This is a genomic window from Streptomyces sp. NPDC001513, from assembly GCF_042894695.1.
Classification (GTDB): Bacteria; Actinomycetota; Actinomycetes; order Streptomycetales; family Streptomycetaceae; genus Streptomyces.
On the sequence record NZ_JBIAVU010000014.1, the window covers coordinates 129,223 to 144,687 of the forward strand.

13 protein-coding genes are annotated in these 15,465 nt (G+C 70.9%); 5 read left to right on the plus strand and 8 right to left on the minus strand.

Going from position 1 to position 15,465, the window contains the following annotated elements:
- Nucleotides 1-16 precede the first annotated feature (16 nt).
- Nucleotides 17-691 (minus strand): Crp/Fnr family transcriptional regulator, encoded by a 675-nt coding sequence (locus tag ACFYZ4_RS29320; protein WP_003981529.1) that lies wholly within the window; start codon nucleotides 689-691, stop codon nucleotides 17-19.
- Between the two features lie 252 nt (nucleotides 692-943).
- On the opposite strand from ACFYZ4_RS29320, the gene nth reads away from it, so the two are divergent.
- The 3 genes from nth to ACFYZ4_RS29335 all read left to right on the plus strand — a co-directional run bounded on the left by nth (nucleotide 944) and on the right by ACFYZ4_RS29335 (nucleotide 3,845).
- On the plus strand, nucleotides 944-1,810 hold the full coding sequence (nth, locus tag ACFYZ4_RS29325) for an endonuclease III (RefSeq protein ID WP_390785259.1): 867 nt from the start codon (nucleotides 944-946) through the stop codon (nucleotides 1,808-1,810).
- 90 nt (nucleotides 1,811-1,900) lie between these two features.
- Nucleotides 1,901-2,629 (plus strand): NUDIX hydrolase, encoded by a 729-nt coding sequence (locus ACFYZ4_RS29330; protein ID WP_390785260.1) that lies wholly within the window; start codon nucleotides 1,901-1,903, stop codon nucleotides 2,627-2,629.
- Nucleotides 2,630-2,642: 13 nt separating this feature from the next.
- Nucleotides 2,643-3,845, plus strand: a complete 1,203-nt coding sequence (locus ACFYZ4_RS29335) for a MarP family serine protease (protein WP_351286370.1) — start codon at nucleotides 2,643-2,645, stop codon at nucleotides 3,843-3,845.
- Between the two features lie 21 nt (nucleotides 3,846-3,866).
- On the opposite strand, the gene ACFYZ4_RS29340 is transcribed toward ACFYZ4_RS29335, so the two are convergent.
- The 6 genes from ACFYZ4_RS29340 to ACFYZ4_RS29365 all read right to left on the minus strand — a co-directional run bounded on the left by ACFYZ4_RS29340 (nucleotide 3,867) and on the right by ACFYZ4_RS29365 (nucleotide 11,910).
- Entirely contained in the window at nucleotides 3,867-4,040 is a 174-nt protein-coding gene (locus ACFYZ4_RS29340; protein ID WP_351286372.1) for a hypothetical protein, read from the minus strand.
- Nucleotides 4,041-4,183: 143 nt separating this feature from the next.
- Complete coding sequence (locus ACFYZ4_RS29345; protein WP_351286374.1) at nucleotides 4,184-5,143, minus strand: alpha/beta hydrolase; 960 nt, start codon at nucleotides 5,141-5,143, stop codon at nucleotides 4,184-4,186.
- Nucleotides 5,140-5,598 carry a phage holin family protein gene (locus ACFYZ4_RS29350; RefSeq protein ID WP_351286376.1) on the minus strand — a complete coding sequence of 153 codons (459 nt, stop codon included), beginning with the start codon at nucleotides 5,596-5,598 and terminating at the stop codon, nucleotides 5,140-5,142. The genes ACFYZ4_RS29345 and ACFYZ4_RS29350 overlap by 4 nt, the downstream gene beginning before the upstream one ends.
- Nucleotides 5,599-5,653: 55 nt before the next feature.
- Entirely contained in the window at nucleotides 5,654-7,087 is a 1,434-nt protein-coding gene (gene nhaA, locus ACFYZ4_RS29355; RefSeq protein WP_390785261.1) for a Na+/H+ antiporter NhaA, read from the minus strand.
- A 202-nt stretch (nucleotides 7,088-7,289) separates the two neighbouring features.
- A complete protein-coding gene (gene acs / locus ACFYZ4_RS29360; RefSeq protein ID WP_351286379.1) occupies nucleotides 7,290-9,290 on the minus strand; it encodes an acetate--CoA ligase in 2,001 nt (666 codons plus the stop codon).
- Between the two features lie 160 nt (nucleotides 9,291-9,450).
- Nucleotides 9,451-11,910, minus strand: coding sequence for a SulP family inorganic anion transporter (locus ACFYZ4_RS29365; protein ID WP_390785262.1), 2,460 nt, complete (start codon nucleotides 11,908-11,910; stop codon nucleotides 9,451-9,453).
- 236 nt (nucleotides 11,911-12,146) lie between these two features.
- On the opposite strand from ACFYZ4_RS29365, the gene ACFYZ4_RS29370 reads away from it, so the two are divergent.
- Nucleotides 12,147-13,451: a hypothetical protein gene (locus ACFYZ4_RS29370; protein ID WP_390785263.1), complete on the plus strand. Its 1,305-nt coding sequence runs from the start codon at nucleotides 12,147-12,149 to the stop codon at nucleotides 13,449-13,451.
- Here the strand turns inward: ACFYZ4_RS29370 and ACFYZ4_RS29375 are convergent.
- A complete protein-coding gene (locus tag ACFYZ4_RS29375; RefSeq protein WP_390785264.1) occupies nucleotides 13,405-14,445 on the minus strand; it encodes an ATP-binding protein in 1,041 nt (346 codons plus the stop codon). The two genes, ACFYZ4_RS29370 and ACFYZ4_RS29375, sit on opposite strands and share 47 nt — an antisense overlap.
- Before the next feature lie 109 nt (nucleotides 14,446-14,554).
- Between ACFYZ4_RS29375 and ACFYZ4_RS29380 the strand changes: the two genes are divergently transcribed.
- The gene (locus tag ACFYZ4_RS29380; protein WP_351286385.1) at nucleotides 14,555-15,376 is read left to right on the plus strand and encodes an oxidoreductase; all 822 of its coding nucleotides are present in this window, start codon (nucleotides 14,555-14,557) and stop codon (nucleotides 15,374-15,376) included.
- Nucleotides 15,377-15,465: the final 89 nt, after the last annotated feature.

The window sequence follows — 15,465 nt, forward strand, 5'->3', positions numbered from 1 at the left end:
CAGCCGGGAGCGGCGGTCAGCGCGAGCGCTTCGCCAGGCGCTCCACGTCGAGCAGGATCACCGCGCGCGCCTCCAGGCGGAGCCAGCCGCGGCCCGCGAAGTCGGCCAGGGCCTTGTTCACGGTCTCGCGGGAGGCGCCGACGAGCTGCGCGAGCTCCTCCTGCGTGAGGTCGTGCACCACGTGGATGCCCTCCTCCGACTGCACGCCGAAGCGGCGCGACAGGTCGAGGAGCGCCCGCGCCACGCGGCCGGGAACGTCGGAGAAGACCAGGTCGGACATCTGGTCGTTGGTCTTGCGCAGGCGTCGGGCGACGGCGCGCAGCAGCGCGGTCGCGACCTCGGGCCGGGCGTTGAGCCAGGGCTGGAGGTCGCCGTGGCCGAGGCCGAGCAGCTTGACCTCGGTCAGGGCGGTGGCGGTGGCGGTGCGCGGGCCGGGGTCGAAGAGCGACAGCTCACCGATCAGCTCGCCGGGGCCGAGGACGGCCAGCATGTTCTCGCGGCCGTCGGGGGAGGTGCGGTGCAGCTTCACCTTGCCCTCGGTCACCACGTACAGCCGGTCGCCGGGGTCGCCCTCGTGGAACAGGGCGTCACCGCGTGCGAGGGTCACCTCGCCCATGGAGGCGCGGAGCTCCGCGGCCTGCTCGTCATCGAGCGCCGCGAAGAGCGGGGCGCGCCGCAGAACGTCGTCCACGAGTCTCTCTCCTATGTCGACCAGCTCACGGGGACCGTGCTCCCCATTTTGCCGGACGGCTCAAACAGTGCGATCAATCACAAGGATGCCGGACGGATGGGCGTGCTGTGCGGCGAGAGGTCAATCGGAGTGGTGTTACCTGAGGTCCGGGCGGGTGTCAGCGGCCGGCCTTAGGCTGGCCGGGTGTCCAATAAGCCGGTGAGAGCACAGGCCAAGGGGTCCGCAGGAGTGACGGCGCCCCAAAATTCAGCCGTGGGCGAACAAGCCTCCAAGGCGGCGTCCGTGAAGGGGGCAGCCACCCTCCAGGGCAAAGTTTCGGCCAAGAAACCGAAGGCGGCCAAGCCGGAATCGCGCCTGGCCATGGTGCGCAGGGCGCGGCGCATCAACCGTGAGCTGGCCGAGATCTATCCGTACGCCCATCCGGAACTCGACTTCCGGAATCCCTTCGAGCTGCTCGTCGCGACGGTGCTCTCCGCGCAGACGACCGACCTGAGGGTGAACCAGACGACCCCGGCCCTCTTCGCCGCCTACCCGACCCCCGAGGACATGGCCGCGGCCGCTCCCGAGCACCTGGAGGAGCTGATCCGGCCGACCGGGTTCTTCCGGATGAAGGCCAAGTCCCTGCTCGGCCTCTCGCAGGCCCTGCGGGACAACTTCGGCGGGGAGGTGCCGGGCCGGCTCGACGACCTGGTGACCCTGCCCGGAGTGGGCCGCAAGACGGCGAACGTGGTCCTCGGCAACGCGTTCGGCGTCCCCGGGATCACCGTCGACACCCACTTCGGCCGGCTCGTGCGCCGCTGGAAGTGGACCGAGCAGCAGGACCCGGAGAAGGTCGAGGCGGAGATCTGCGCGATCTTCCCCAAGAGCGAGTGGACGATGCTCTCGCACCGCGTCGTCTTCCACGGCCGCCGCATCTGCCACTCGCAGCGGCCGGCTTGCGGGGCCTGCCCGATCGCCCCGCTCTGCCCGGCGTACGGGGAGGGCGAGACGGACCCGGAGAAGGCGCGGAAGCTGCTCAAGTACGAGAAGGGCGGCCAGCCGGGCCAGCGGCTGACCCCGCCCCCGGACTATCCGGGCCTCCCCGCGCTGCCGCTGGGCGGTGCTCCGGCGCCGTCCTGAGCGGTCCGGGCGGACCCGCGGCGGCGCCGCACCTGAGGAACCAATCGGTACCCGCACCGCGTTTGGCGATGTGGGAGATCACGGACGGGGATGCCTATGACGCGCGGTAGCGGTACACGGGACGAGACGGCGGTGGGAGCCCGCGAGGGCGATGACATCGCGCTGAGCACGCACGGCCTTCCCGCCTGGCTCGACCCCGTCGTCGAGGCCGCCCGGACCGTGCAGCCGCGGCAGCTGAGCCGGTTCCTGCCGCCCGAGGACGGCCGCGGGCGGCAGTCCGCCGTGCTCGTCCTCTTCGGGGAGGGCCTCCGGGGCCCCGAGCTGCTCCTCATGGAACGCGCCGGCACCCTGCGCTCGCACGCGGGGCAGCCGTCCTTCCCCGGTGGCGCGCTGGATCCGGAGGACGGCGATCCGCAGACCACCGGCCCGCTGCGCGCCGCGCTGCGCGAGGCCGAGGAGGAAACCGGACTTGATCCTTCCGGCGTGCAGCTCTTCGGGGTGCTGCCCCGGCTCTACATCCCGGTCAGCGAGTTCGTGGTGACCCCGGTCCTCGGCTGGTGGCGCACCCCCAGCCCGTTCGGCGCCGTGGACCCGGCCGAGACGGCCCGGGTCTTCACGGTTCCCGTGGCCGATCTCACGGATCCCGAGCACCGGGTCATGGCCGTTCACCCGGCCGGCCACCAGGGGCCCGGATTCACCGTCGAATCGGCTCTGGTCTGGGGATTCACCGCCGGGGTGATCGACAGGATCCTGCACTTCGCGGGCTGGGAGCGGCCCTGGGACCGCACGCGCCAGGTCCCGCTCGACTGGCGCGCATGAGACGGTGGCCCACGTGAACGTGCTGGACATCCTGTTGTTGCTCGCCGCCGTGTGGTTCGCGATCGTCGGCTACCGCCAGGGGTTCGTCGTCGGCATCCTGTCGGTGATCGGATTCCTCGGCGGTGGCCTCATCGCCGTGTCCCTCATCCCGCTGATCTGGGACCGGGTGACGGACAACGGCACCCAGGTGTCCACCACCGTGGTCGTCATCGCCGTCGTCGTGATCATCGTCTGCGCCTCGATCGGCCAGGCCCTGACCACCCACCTGGGCAACCGCGTCCGCCGCCAGATCACCTGGTCACCGGCGCGCGCCCTCGACGCGACCGGCGGCGCCCTGGTCAACGTGGTCGCGATGCTGCTGGTGGCCTGGCTGATCGGACTGCTGCTCGCCGGGACCGCGATACCCACCCTGGGCAAGGAGGTCCGCAACTCCAAGGTGCTCCTCGGCGTGTCGCGGGTGCTGCCCGACCAGGCGAACAGCTGGTTCATGGACTTCAGCTCCACCCTCGCGCGCAACGGCTTCCCGCAGGTCTTCACCCCGTTCTCCAACGAGCCGATCACCGAGGTCCGGGCGCCCGACCCGGCGCTCGCGATCAGCCCGGTCGCCGAGCAGGCCAAGCGTTCGATCGTGAAGGTCGTCGGCACCGCGCCCAGCTGCAGCAAGGTGCTGGAGGGCACGGGCTTCGTCTTCGCGCCCGGCAAGGTGATGACCAACGCGCACGTCGTCGGCGGCGTCGGCGAGCCGACCGTGCAGGTCGGCGGCGAGGGCAAGCTCTACGACGGCAAGGTCGTGCTCTACGACTGGGAGCGCGACATCGCCGTACTGGACGTGCCCAAGCTGAAGGCGCCGGCGCTGGAGTTCACCGACAAGGACGCGACGAGCGGTGTCGACGCGATCGTCGCCGGCTTCCCGGAGAACGGCGCGTACGACGTCCGCGCCGCCCGCGTCCGCGGCCGGATCAATGCCAACGGACCGGACATCTACCACCGCGGTACTGTCCGACGGGACGTCTACTCGCTGTACGCGACCGTCCGGCAGGGCAACTCCGGCGGCCCGCTGCTGACGCCCGAGGGCAAGGTGTACGGGGTCGTCTTCGCGAAGTCCCTCGACGACCCGAACACCGGCTACGCGCTGACGGTGGACGAGATCCGCGACGACATCCAGACCGGCAAGGTCGCCACCCAGCGGGTCCACAGCCAGGGCTGCGCCCTCTGAACAACCGCGCCCGCCGGGGCCCTACGTCCGTGGATGGCGCAGGCGCGCCGAGACCCAGCGGGCCCGGCGGCGCAGGATGCGCGGAATCCCGAGGTGGAGGTCGTGGCCGTGCCGGCCGGCCCTCTCGTGGGTGCCCGGCGTAGCTGCCGAGCGGCGTTCGTGCGCGGTGTCACCGTAGTCGTGCGTCCAGCTCATACTCCGAGCTGTGCCCGTGCCCCAAGGTCGGTAACCCCGTCAGGGGCGGCCAATTGGCCTATGCGCCAGGCAATTGAATGCTCGTAAGACGAGCGTATGAGCGAACTGCCCGACTTTCACAGGGGGGTCGGGGGCCGCCCGGCTCAGCGGTCCGGTTCGGGATCCTTGAGCCAGTTCACCAGCTCCGTCGAGAAGGCCACCGGGTCCTCCTCGTGCGGGAAGTGCCCGAGCCCGTCGAACAGCCGCCAGCGGTACGGGGCTTCGACGTACTCCCCGGATCCCGCCGCGCTCCGCGTCCGCATCACCGGATCGAGCGAGCCGTGCAGGTGCAGCGTCGGAACGCGCACCGGGCGCTTCATCCGCCGGTTGAACTGCAGCCCGTCTGGCCGCGCCATGGACCGCATCATCCAGCGGTACGGCTCGATCGAGCAGTGCGCGGTGGACGGGATGCACATGGCCCGCCGGTACACGGCGAGGTCCTCCTCCTCGGGCGGCCGCGGCCCCGACCAGTCCCGGATCAGGTCCCCCACGAGGGCCCCGCCGTCGGCGACGAGCTGACGCTCCGGCACGAACGGCCGCTGGAAGCCCCAGATGTGCGAACTGGCCCGCGTCTGACCGAAGTCCGACAGCATCGCCGAGCGCCAGCGGCGCGGGTGCGGCATGGAGGAGACGACGAGCCGGCGCACCAGCTTGGGCCGCATCACGGCCGCCGTCCAGGCGAGGTACCCGCCCAGGTCGTGCCCGACGAGGGCGGCGTCCGGCTCGCCGAGGGACCGTACGACCCCGGTGATGTCGAGGGCCAGATTGGCCGGGTCGTAGCCGCGCGGGGTGCGGTCGCTGCCGCCCACCCCGCGCAGGTCCATCGCGACCGCCCGGTACCCGGCGTCGGCGAGCGCGGTCAGCTGGTGCCGCCAGGTCCACCAGAACTGCGGGAAGCCGTGGAGCAGCAGCACGAGCGGCCCGTCACCGAGTTCGGCGACGTGGAAGCGGGCGCCGTTGGCGGCGACGTCCCGGTGCGTCACCGCCTGCCCGCCGGGGAGGTCGAGCCGTACCGCCGTGGCAGCCGTGGGGGGAACGCTGGAGTCCGGCGTGGGCGCTGTCATGAGGACGAGCGTGCCACACCCACAGCCTTGTCACTCACCGGCCGCGGGTGCGGCTTGACGGTCCCGACCAGCGCGGCGGTCTGCTTGACGGAGGCGATGGACTTCTCCGGCGGCTTGACCTTCTTGAACTTCCGCACCGCGATCAGCACGAGCACACCCGCGATGAGCAGGAACGCACTGCCCACGATGAGGAAGGACCAGGCGAGTCCGAGCCCGAGGTTGTGGATCCCGTACGCCGCGGCGAAGGTCAGCACCGGGAGCGAGAAGACCGCGAGCACACCTGCGACGGCGAGGGAGGCGGAGCCGCTGCCCACGCGCTTGACGTCCTCGCGGATCTCCGCCTTCGCCAGGGCGATCTCGTCGTGAACCAGGGCGGACATCTCGGCGGTGGCCGAGGCGACCAGTTGGCCGAGTGTGCGCTCGGCTCCCTGCGCCTCTTGGTCCACTGCGCTCATCGCTCTCTCCCTCTGTCGTCTGCTGCCGTGCGGCTGTCCTGCGTCGTCAGTCAGATCATGCCGGACGGTCGCCCTCGGTGGTGGACCCGGCTGCGCTTTGGAGCGCCGCGGCAGCCGCGCTCTCGGCCTTGCGGCGGTGTTCCGCGGCCCGCTCCTCGTAGATCCTCGCCATCCTCAGGTGGTACTCGGGGTTGTGCTCCTCGTAGATGTCCGGGATGCCGTCGAGGTCCTCGTCCCGCTCCTCGGCCTCGGTGAGCGCCAGGTACTTGCGGTTGCGGAGCTTGAGCATGACGCCCGCGATCACGGCGGCGATGAGCGAGCCGATCAGGACGGCGGCCTTGATCTCGTCGGTGAGGACCGGGTCGCCGGCGAACGCGAGCTCGCCGATCAGGAGGGAGACGGTGAAGCCGATGCCGGCGAGCGAGGCCACGGCCAGTACGTCGGGCCAGGCGAGGTCGTCGCTCAGTTCGGCCTTGGTGAAGCGGGCGGCCAGCCAGGTGCCGCCGAAGATGCCCACGGCCTTGCCGACGACGAGGCCGAGGACGACGCCGAGGGTCTCGGGCCGGGTGAAGACCTGCGTGATGGCCTCGTCGGAGAGCGAGACCCCGGCGGAGAACAGTGCGAAGAGGGGCACGGCGAGACCGGCCGAGATGGGCCGGACCAGGTGCTCGATGTGCTCGCCGGGGGACTGCTCCTCGCCGTCCCGGCGGGTGCAGCGGAGCATCAGGCCCATGGCGACGCCGGCGATGGTGGCGTGGACGCCGCTGTTGTACATCAGGCCCCAGATGACCAGGGCGAGGGGGACGTAGATGTACCAGCCGCGGACTCCCCGGCGGAGCAGGAACCAGAAGAGGGCCAGGCCCACGAGCGCGCCGCCGAGCGCAAGGAAGTCGATCTCGCTGGTGAAGAACACCGCGATGATCATGATGGCGAAGAGGTCGTCGACGACCGCGAGCGTCAGCAGGAAGGCGCGCAGGGCCGAGGGCAGGGAAGTGCCGAGGACGGCGAGAACGGCGAGCGCGAAGGCGATGTCGGTGGCGGTCGGGACCGCCCAGCCGTCCATCGCGCCGTTGCCGAGGGTGTTGACCACGACGTAGACCAGCGCGGGCACGGCCATGCCGCATAGGGCGGCGATCACCGGGAGGGCGGCCGCCTTGGCGTCGCGCAGGTCGCCCGCGACGAGCTCGCGCTTGAGCTCGATGCCGGCGACGAAGAAGAAGATCGCGAGGAGTCCGTCGGCCGCCCAGTGCTGGATCGACAGGTCCAGGCCGAGGGAGCTGGGGCCGATGTGGAAGTCCCGGACCGCCTGGTAGCTCTCGGCCAGTGGCGGGGTGTTCGCCCAGATCAGCGCGGCGACGGCGGCCACGAGCAGGAGCACGCCGCCGACGGTCTCGGTGCGCAGGGCGTCGGCGACGAAGCGGCGCTCGGGCAGCGAGAGCCGGCCGAGCAGCTTGCGGCCCTGGTGGTCGGTGGGGCTGGGCGCGGCCACGAGGTGACACCTCCGGGGTCGTTGGACGGCATGGCGAAGCTCATTGCCGACCAGACTTCCCGGCGCACCCTGTGTATTTCTTTACGCTTTCAATATTTTACAGGGTGCACGCGAGGGCGAATCCGGTGATCATCACTTTATGTGCGAAACGGGCACTCGGCGCGCCGCGCCGAGTGCCCGTTTCGATGTGTTCCGGCCCGTGTCAGTCCTCGCTGCCGGCGGCGGCCGGGAGCTTGCTCTGGATCAGGTCCATGACCGAGGAGTCGGCGAGCGTGGTGACGTCACCGACCGCGCGGTTCTCCGCCACGTCGCGCAGCAGACGGCGCATGATCTTGCCCGAGCGGGTCTTCGGCAGCTCCTGGACCGGCAGGATCCGCTTCGGCTTGGCGATCGGGCCGAGCGTGGCGCCCACGTGGTTGCGCAGGTCCGCGACCAGGCCATCGGTCTCGGAGGCGCTGCCGCGCAGGATGACGAAGGCCACGATGGCCTGGCCGGTGGTCTCGTCGTTGGCGCCGACCACGGCCGCCTCGGCGACCGAGGGGTGCGAGACGAGCGCCGACTCCACCTCGGTGGTCGAGATGTTGTGGCCGGACACGAGCATCACGTCGTCCACCCGGCCGAGCAGCCAGATGTCGCCGTCGTCGTCCTTCTTGGCGCCGTCGCCCGCGAAGTACTTGCCCTCGAAGCGCGACCAGTAGGTGTCGATGAACCGCTGGTCGTCACCCCAGATGGTGCGCAGCATCGACGGCCACGGCTCGGTGAGGACCAGGTAGCCGCCTCCGCCGTTCGGGACCTCGCGCGCCTCGTCGTCCACGACGGTGGCGGAGATTCCGGGCAGGGCGCGCTGCGCGGAGCCCGGCTTGGTGTGCGTGACGCCCGGCAGCGGGGAGATCATCATCGCGCCGGTCTCGGTCTGCCACCAGGTGTCCACGATCGGGCAGCGGTCGCCGCCGATGTGCTTGCGGTACCAGATCCAGGCCTCGGGGTTGATCGGCTCGCCGACCGAGCCCAGCACGCGCAGGCTCGACAGGTCGAACTTCGCGGGGATGTCGTCGCCCCACTTCATGAACGTACGGATGGCCGTCGGCGCCGTGTAGAGGATGGTGACGCCGTACTTCTGCACGACCTCCCAGAACCGGCCCTGGTGCGGGGTGTCCGGCGTGCCCTCGTACATCACCTGGGTGGCGCCGTTCGCGAGCGGCCCGTAGACGATGTAGGAGTGCCCGGTCACCCAGCCGATGTCGGCGGTGCACCAGTAGACGTCGGTCTCGGGCTTCAGGTCGAAGACCGCGTGGTGGGTGTACGCGGCCTGGGTGAGGTAGCCGCCGGAGGTGTGCAGGATGCCCTTCGGCTTACCCGTGGTGCCCGAGGTGTAGAGGATGAAGAGCGGGTGCTCGGCGTCGAAGGGCTGCGGGGCGTGCTCGGCGGACTGGCGGCCGACCACCTCGTGCCACCAGACGTCGCGGCCCTCGGTGAAGGCGGTGTCCTGGCCGGTGCGGCGCACGACGAGCACGTGCTCGACCTGCGGACACTTGGCGACGGCCTCGTCGATGGCGGGCTTCAGGGCACTGGGCTTGCCGCGGCGGTAGCCGCCGTCGGCGGTGATGACCAGCTTGGCGTCGGCGTCCTGGATGCGGGAGGCGACGGCGTCGGCGGAGAAGCCGCCGAAGACCACGGAGTGCGCGGCGCCGACGCGGGCGCACGCGAGCATCGCGACGACCGCCTCGGGGATCATCGGCAGGTAGACGGCGACGCGGTCGCCCGCCTCGACACCCAGCTCGGTCAGGGCGTTCGCGGCCTTGGAGACCTCGTCCTTGAGCTCGGCGTAGGTGATCGCGCGGCTGTCGCCGGGCTCGCCCTCGAAGTGGATGGCGACGCGGTCGCCGTTGCCGGCCTCGACGTGGCGGTCCACGCAGTTGTACGCGACGTTCAGGCTGCCGTCCGCGAACCACTTCGCGAAGGGCGGGTTCGTCCAGTCGAGCGTCTCGGTCGGCTCGGTGGCCCAGGTCAGCCGCCGGGCCTGCTCGGCCCAGAAGCCCAGCCGGTCCGCGTCGGCCTGTGCGTACGCAGCCTCGGTCACATTGGCGGCGGCGGCCAGATCGGCGGGCGGTGCGAACCGCCGCTCCTCCTTGAGCAGATTGGCCAGGCTCTCATTGCTCACGACATCTCCCTTTCCCAGGGTGTCCGTTGTGTCCCCGGGCATAGCTCATCAGTCAGCGGCCCAGGTGACAAGGGGTAGCCGAGAATTGGTTTAGACCTATATCACGACCTGGCCCGCGCGAGAACGGAGTGCGAATGGCCCCTCCCCGCCGCAGGGGGCGGGAAGGGGCCAAACGATTGCACGAATACGGGAGGGTATCGGTTCAGGCGTGCTGGCCCACGCTGTCGAAGACCCGGCAGTCGAAGAAGTCCTCGCCCTCGGACAGGAGATACGCCTGCGCCTCGCCCACGTGGAAGTACATCCCATGCAGCTCCAGGGTGCCCTCGGCGAGCCGCCTGGCCACCGATTCGTGGGCCCGCAGGTGCTCCAGCTGCTGGACCACATTGGTCAGGCACAACTGCTCCACCGCGTCCGCCGGGAGCCGGCCGGAGATCCGCGCCCAGGCGTGGTGGCGACTGGCCATCCGCTCCAGGCTGGGCAGCCCGTGCCGCAGCCAGCGGCGCAGCGGCGTCATCGGAATCCCGGGCGCGGAGCTGAGCAGGGCCTGCATGGCCCCGCAGCCCGAGTGCCCGCACACCGTGATGCTGTCGACCTTCAGCACGTCCACGGCGTACTCGATGGCCGCGGCGACGGAGTCGTCCGTGGACTCCGCGCCGGGCAGCGGGACGAGATTGCCGACATTGCGGACCGTGAACAGGTCGCCCGGTCCGCTGGCCGTGATCATGCTGGTCACCAGGCGGGAGTCCGCGCAGGTGAGGAAGAGCTGGGAGGGCCGCTGCCCCTCGCGGGCCAGCCGGGCCAGCTCGTCCCGCACGTGCGGTGCGGTGTCCCGCTGGAAGGCGCCGATCCCGCTGGCCAGTTGGCCGGCGCCGCGCCGCCGGGGCGCCGGCGGGGCCTCGTCCGCACGGGTCTCGGCGGCCGCTGCCGCCATGGCCGCGGCCGTGGGCGTACGGGTCCCTGCGGGGCGGTGGTCGCAGTGGTTCTGCCAGGGGGTCCAGGGCCGGCAGCAGTGGTGAGTCCCGCGTCGGGACCGGTCCGCGTGGTGGTTTCCGCTGTGCGGGACGCCAGCGCCGGTGGCACCGGCTGCGGTGGCTCCCCCGGCTTCCCCGGGCCCCCCGAAGCCCCCGGACCCGTCGGGTTCGTCGGCGGAGGTGGCTCCGGGCAGCCGCGCCGAGGATCCGGCCCGGCCGGTCACCTCCAGCGTGCCCCCGTGCGCCAGATGGGAATCCTGCCAGTCCTGCAGCGTCTCGTAGGCGGCGTGATCCATGAACGAGCCGTCCAGCTCGATCACCACGTGCCCGTCGTGCGGAATCTGGTTCAGCACCCGGCTCAGCCGGGGCACGGCGAGGAAGGTCAACTGCCCGCGCGCCCGCACCCGGTGGGTCCCGTCATCCTGCCGCTCCACGGTGATCCTGGTCCGGGCGAGCCGGTGCAGGGCCAGCGCGACGGCCACCGCGATACCGATGGCCACGCCCTCCAGGACCCCGCCCAGGACCACGGCCACGATGGTCGTGCCGTAGACCACGATCTCCCGGTGCCGGGTGACGCTGCGCAGGTGCGTGATGCTGACCATCTGCACGCCGACCGCCATCACCAGGGCGGCGAGTGCGGCGAGCGGGATCAGGTCGAGGACGGGGACGAGAAGGCCGGCCGCCAGTACCACCCAGAGGCCGTGCAGCATGGTCGATCTCCGGCTGACCGCACCGGACTTGACGTTGGCCACGCTCCGGACGGCCACACCCGAGACGGGCAGTCCGCCGAGCGCGCCGGAGACGATGTTCGCCGCGCCCTGCCCCCACAGCTCGCGGTTGAGGTCGGTGCGCGGCGGGCGGGTGTCCGTTCGCCGCTCGGAGGCGATCAGCTTGTCGGTCGCGACCGCGGAGAGCAGGGACTGCACACTGCCGACCAGGGCGATGGTGAGGACGGCGGCGAGGATGCCGAGGACCGGGCCCTCGGGCAGCTCGGGCAGGGCGTGGCTGCGCCAGGACGGCAGGTCCACCCTGGGCAGGGCGAGCCCGGACAGTGCGGCGGCGGCGGTGGCCGCGGCCACGGCGGCCAGCGCGGCGGGGGCCTTGCGCAGGACCCGGCCGGCCCGTCCGGGCAGCCACGGCCAGGCCAGCAGGACGGTCAGGGTCAGGGCGCTGACACCGAGTGCCGCGGGATGCAGATCGGCCAATTGGGCGGGCAGCCCGAGGACGTTGGCCACGGCAGAGCTCTGGGGGTTGCCGCCGAGCACGATGTGGAGCTGGGCGAGGGCGATCGTCACGCCGATCCCGGCGAGCAGGCCGTGCACGATGGCGGGGCTGACCATGAGCGCGGACCGGGCGGTGCGCAGGGCGGCGAGCCCGAGTTGGCAGCAGCCGGCGAGCACGGTGATGGCGCAGGTGGTGCGCCAGCCGTAGTGCTGGATCAACTCGGCGGTGACCACGGTGAGTCCGGCGGCGGGCCCGCTGACCTGGAGCGGGGCGCCTCCCAGCCGGCCGGCGACGATCCCGCCGACCGCGGCGGCCACCAGCCCGGCCTGGAGCGGGGCGCCGGTGGCCAGGGCGATGCCGAGCGAGAGCGGCAGAGCGATCAGGAAGACGGCGATGGAGGCGGAGAAGTCCGCCGGGAGGTCCTTGCGGGCCTCCCGGGTCGTGCGGGTGGGGGAGGTGGCTGTCATGGGTTCCCGTCTCCTCTGGGGGAGGGATGAAGCGGCGGGAGTCTCAACACTCGGTAAATGGATGGTAATGGAGAGTAAAGGTGAGCGGTGAATAATACGGGCAAATGGCCTATAAATTAGCACTCAAGAGTGATTAAGCATTTTGTACGGCTTGTCATACCTTCCTCAAAGCTGACCGCGTGGGACGTTGCGGCGCGGAAGTCCTGCGATGGAACTGCGAGGGAGAGGTGGGGCGGATGATCGCCGCCACGAAGAAGATCGCCGGTGGGCTGGTCGCCACGGCACTGGTCCTGGGAGTCGCCGGGTGCAGCGCCTCGGGGCCCGCCAAGTCACCGGCTCCCGGGGCGCCGAACGCACGGAAGGGCGCCGAGGCGGAGGCCCCCGGCAGCGTCAACCGGCCCATCGGCGACGGTTCGACCGCGTACACCGGCCCCCAGCCGAACGTGCAGAAGCCGCAGAAGCTGAAGCCCGGCGAAAAGCCGCCGCAGTTCGTGGTGTTCTCGTGGGACGGGGCCGGCGAGGACAGCCAGAAGCTCTTCTCGCATTTCCGCGAGGTCGGCAAGCAGTACAACGCCCGCATGACGTACTTCCTCAGCGGCGTCTACCTGCTCCCGGAGGAGAAGCGTTCCCTCTATACGGCGCCGCAGCACTCGCCCGGCCGCTCCGACATCGGCTTCGGCGACCTCCAGGGCATCAAGGACACCGCCACCCAGGTCCGCGCCGCCTGGCTGGAGGGCAACGAGATCGGCACCCACTTCAACGGGCACTTCTGCGGGCCCGACGGCGGCGTCGGCACCTGGTCCGTGGACGAGTGGAAGAGCGAGATCAACCAGGCCAAGTCCTTCGTCAAGAACTGGAAGACCAACGCGGGCCTGAAGGCCATGGAGGCGCTCCCCTTCGACTACGACAAGGAGCTCATCGGCGCCCGCACCCCCTGCCTCGAAGGCCAGAAGAACTTCATGCTGGCGGCGAAGACCATGGGATTCCGCTACGACTCCAGCGGCATCAGCAAGCAGATCTGGCCCAAGAAGACGGACGGGCTCTGGGACGTCCCGCTCCAGTTGGTGCCCATGCCGGGCCGTGCCTTCGACACCCTGAGCATGGACTACAACTACATGGTCAACCAGTCCGGGACGACCTCCCAGGGAGACCCCTCGCAGCACGCGTACTGGGGCGACCAGATGCGCGACGGCCTGCAGGAGGCCTTCGACCGCGTCTACCAGGGCAACCGCGCGCCGCTGATCATCGGCAACCACTTCGAGTCCTGGAACGGCGGCACCTACATGCGTGCCGTCGAGGAGTCCATCAAGACCATGTGCACCAAGCCCGAGGTCCGCTGCGTACCGTTCCGCGAGCTCGTGGACTGGCTGGACGCCCAGGACCCGAAGGCCCTGGAGTGGATGCGCACCCTCGACGTCGGCGAGGCGCCGAAGCAGGGCTGGGCGAAGTTCCTGACCGCGGGGCCGCCGGCGCGGCCGGCCGCCCCCGCGGGCGTCAAGCCGGCTGCGGAGCCGGCTGATGAGAGTGCGGACGAGGGCTGACGAAGGACTCGCCCGCGGCGGTCCCCGCGACGCCCTCCCGCAGGGTGAAATCGGGGTCGACCTGGTCCGCCAGGTCGACCCCAGTCTTGGCGTTGCCCCAGCTCTCCGCGTTCTTGAGGTGGAACCGCACCATCTGCTCGGTGTACCGGTCCCAGTCGCGGTGGGCGTACGAGTCGTCGGAGGCGTCCTGGAGCGCCTGGAGGGCGAACCGGTTGGTCGCCTCCAGCAGCTCGAAGGCGGCCGGACGGCCCTTCTCCATCGCCCGTACCCAGTCGGAGTGCCCGACGGTGACCAGCAGGTCCTCGCCCACCTCGTCCTGGAGGAACTCGATGTCCTCGGGGCCCTGCACCTTGTTGCCGATGACCTTCAGCGTGACCCCGAAGTCCCGCGCGTACTCCTTGTACTGGCGGTAGACGGAGACGCCCTTGCGGGTCGGCTCGGCCACCAGGAAGGTCATGTCGAAGCGGGTGAACATGCCCGAGGCGAAGGAGTCGGATCCGGCCGTCATGTCGACGACCACGTACTCGTCCCGGCCGTCGACCAGGTGGTTGAGGCACAGCTCGACCGCCCCGACCTTGGAGTGGTAGCAGGCCACGCCGAGGTCGGCCTCGGTGAACGGCCCGGTGGCCATGAGCCGTACGGGCTCCCCGTCCAGCAGGAGCGTGCGCGCGCAGGCCTCGTACACCGGGTTGTCCTCGGTGACCCGCAGCAGGCGCGAGCCACGGCCGGGCGGGGTGGTCTTGATCATCGTGTCGGCGGACGCGATGCGCGGGTTGGAGCCCCGCAGGTACTCCTTGATCAGGGGGAGGTGCGCGCCCAGGGCGGGCAGTTCGGCGGCCTCGTCCTCGCCGAGACCGAGCGCGGCGCCCAGGTGCTGGTTGATGTCGGCGTCCACCGCGACGACGGGGGCTTCATTGGCGGCGAGGTGGCGGATGAAGAGGGAGGACAGCGTCGTCTTGCCGCTGCCGCCCTTTCCCACGAAAGCGATCTTCATGTTCACCAAGCGTAGTGGGTAAGTAGCACTGTGTTGTCAAGGTGAGTGAAGAAGACCACTCCAAGGAGGGGTCGGTGCTATGGGTGCGCAGTGCGTAGGCTCCCTACTTATGAGTAGCGCTTCTGACCCGCTGGTCGCCCTGGTCGGGCTGCCGGGTGTTGCCGAGTCCGTGGATTCCGTACGCAAGGCCGTGGACCGGGTCTACGGGCACCGGGTAATGCGTCGCCGCAGCGGTGAGATCACCTCGGAAGCCGCGCTGCGCGGGGCCCGCGGGAGCGCGGCGCTCTCCGGTGCGGACTGGGCGCTGGAAGAGGTGCGGCGCCGCACCGACTTCGGATCGGAGCCGGAGGCGCTGACCGTGGGTGCCGCCCTGCGGCTCACCGCGGAGGCCGGGCAGCTGCTGAGCATCTGGCGCCAGTCGCCGCTGCGGGTCCTCGCGCGGCTGCACCTGGTGGCATCGGGGTCGACGGCCGAGGGTGACGTGGTCGGCCGCCCCCGTCTGGCGGGCGAGCAGGTGGTGGAGCCCCTGGTGGACCTTCCGCTGCCGAGTGCCGAGGAGGTCGCGGGCCGGCTGGACGGGCTGTCCCGCCTGATCATCGCGGGTGGTTCCGCCCCGGCCCTGGTCACGGCGGCGGTGGTGCACGGCGAGCTGCTCGCACTGCGCCCGTTCGCCTCGTACAACGGGCTGGTCGCGCGGGCGGCCGAGCGCATCGTCCTGATCAACAGCGGTCTGGACCCCAAGGCGATCTGTCCGGCGGAGGCCGGTCACGCGGAGCAGGGGCGGGAGGCGTACCTGGCCGCTTTCGAGGGCTACGTCTCCGGCACCGCGGAGGGAATGTCCGCGTGGATCGCCCACTGCGGGCGGGCGATCGAGCTCGGGGTGCGCGAGTCGACGGCGGTCTGCGAAGCCCTGCAGCGCGGCGCGGCCTGACCCGGCCTGACCCCGCGCGGAAGCGGGGCCGGACGCCGGGAGGCGGATCGGCCCCGGACATGGGTTGCGGCGACACCGTCTTGCTTTGG

Excerpts from the sequence above, each read along its gene's own strand:
- ACFYZ4_RS29330 (WP_390785260.1), top strand. The coding sequence starts at position 1,901 with ATGCCTATGACGCGCGGTAGCGGTACACGGGACGAGACGGCGGTGGGA.
- ACFYZ4_RS29340 (WP_351286372.1), bottom strand. The coding sequence starts at position 4,040 with ATGAGCTGGACGCACGACTACGGTGACACCGCGCACGAACGCCGCTCG.
- ACFYZ4_RS29345 (WP_351286374.1), bottom strand. The coding sequence starts at position 5,143 with ATGACAGCGCCCACGCCGGACTCCAGCGTTCCCCCCACGGCTGCCACG.
- ACFYZ4_RS29350 (WP_351286376.1), bottom strand. The coding sequence starts at position 5,598 with ATGAGCGCAGTGGACCAAGAGGCGCAGGGAGCCGAGCGCACACTCGGC.
- acs (WP_351286379.1), bottom strand. The coding sequence starts at position 9,290 with ATGCCCGGGGACACAACGGACACCCTGGGAAAGGGAGATGTCGTGAGC.
- ACFYZ4_RS29365 (WP_390785262.1), bottom strand. The coding sequence starts at position 11,910 with ATGACAGCCACCTCCCCCACCCGCACGACCCGGGAGGCCCGCAAGGAC.
- ACFYZ4_RS29370 (WP_390785263.1), top strand. The coding sequence starts at position 12,147 with ATGATCGCCGCCACGAAGAAGATCGCCGGTGGGCTGGTCGCCACGGCA.
- ACFYZ4_RS29375 (WP_390785264.1), bottom strand. The coding sequence starts at position 14,445 with ATGAAGATCGCTTTCGTGGGAAAGGGCGGCAGCGGCAAGACGACGCTG.
- ACFYZ4_RS29380 (WP_351286385.1), top strand. The coding sequence starts at position 14,555 with ATGAGTAGCGCTTCTGACCCGCTGGTCGCCCTGGTCGGGCTGCCGGGT.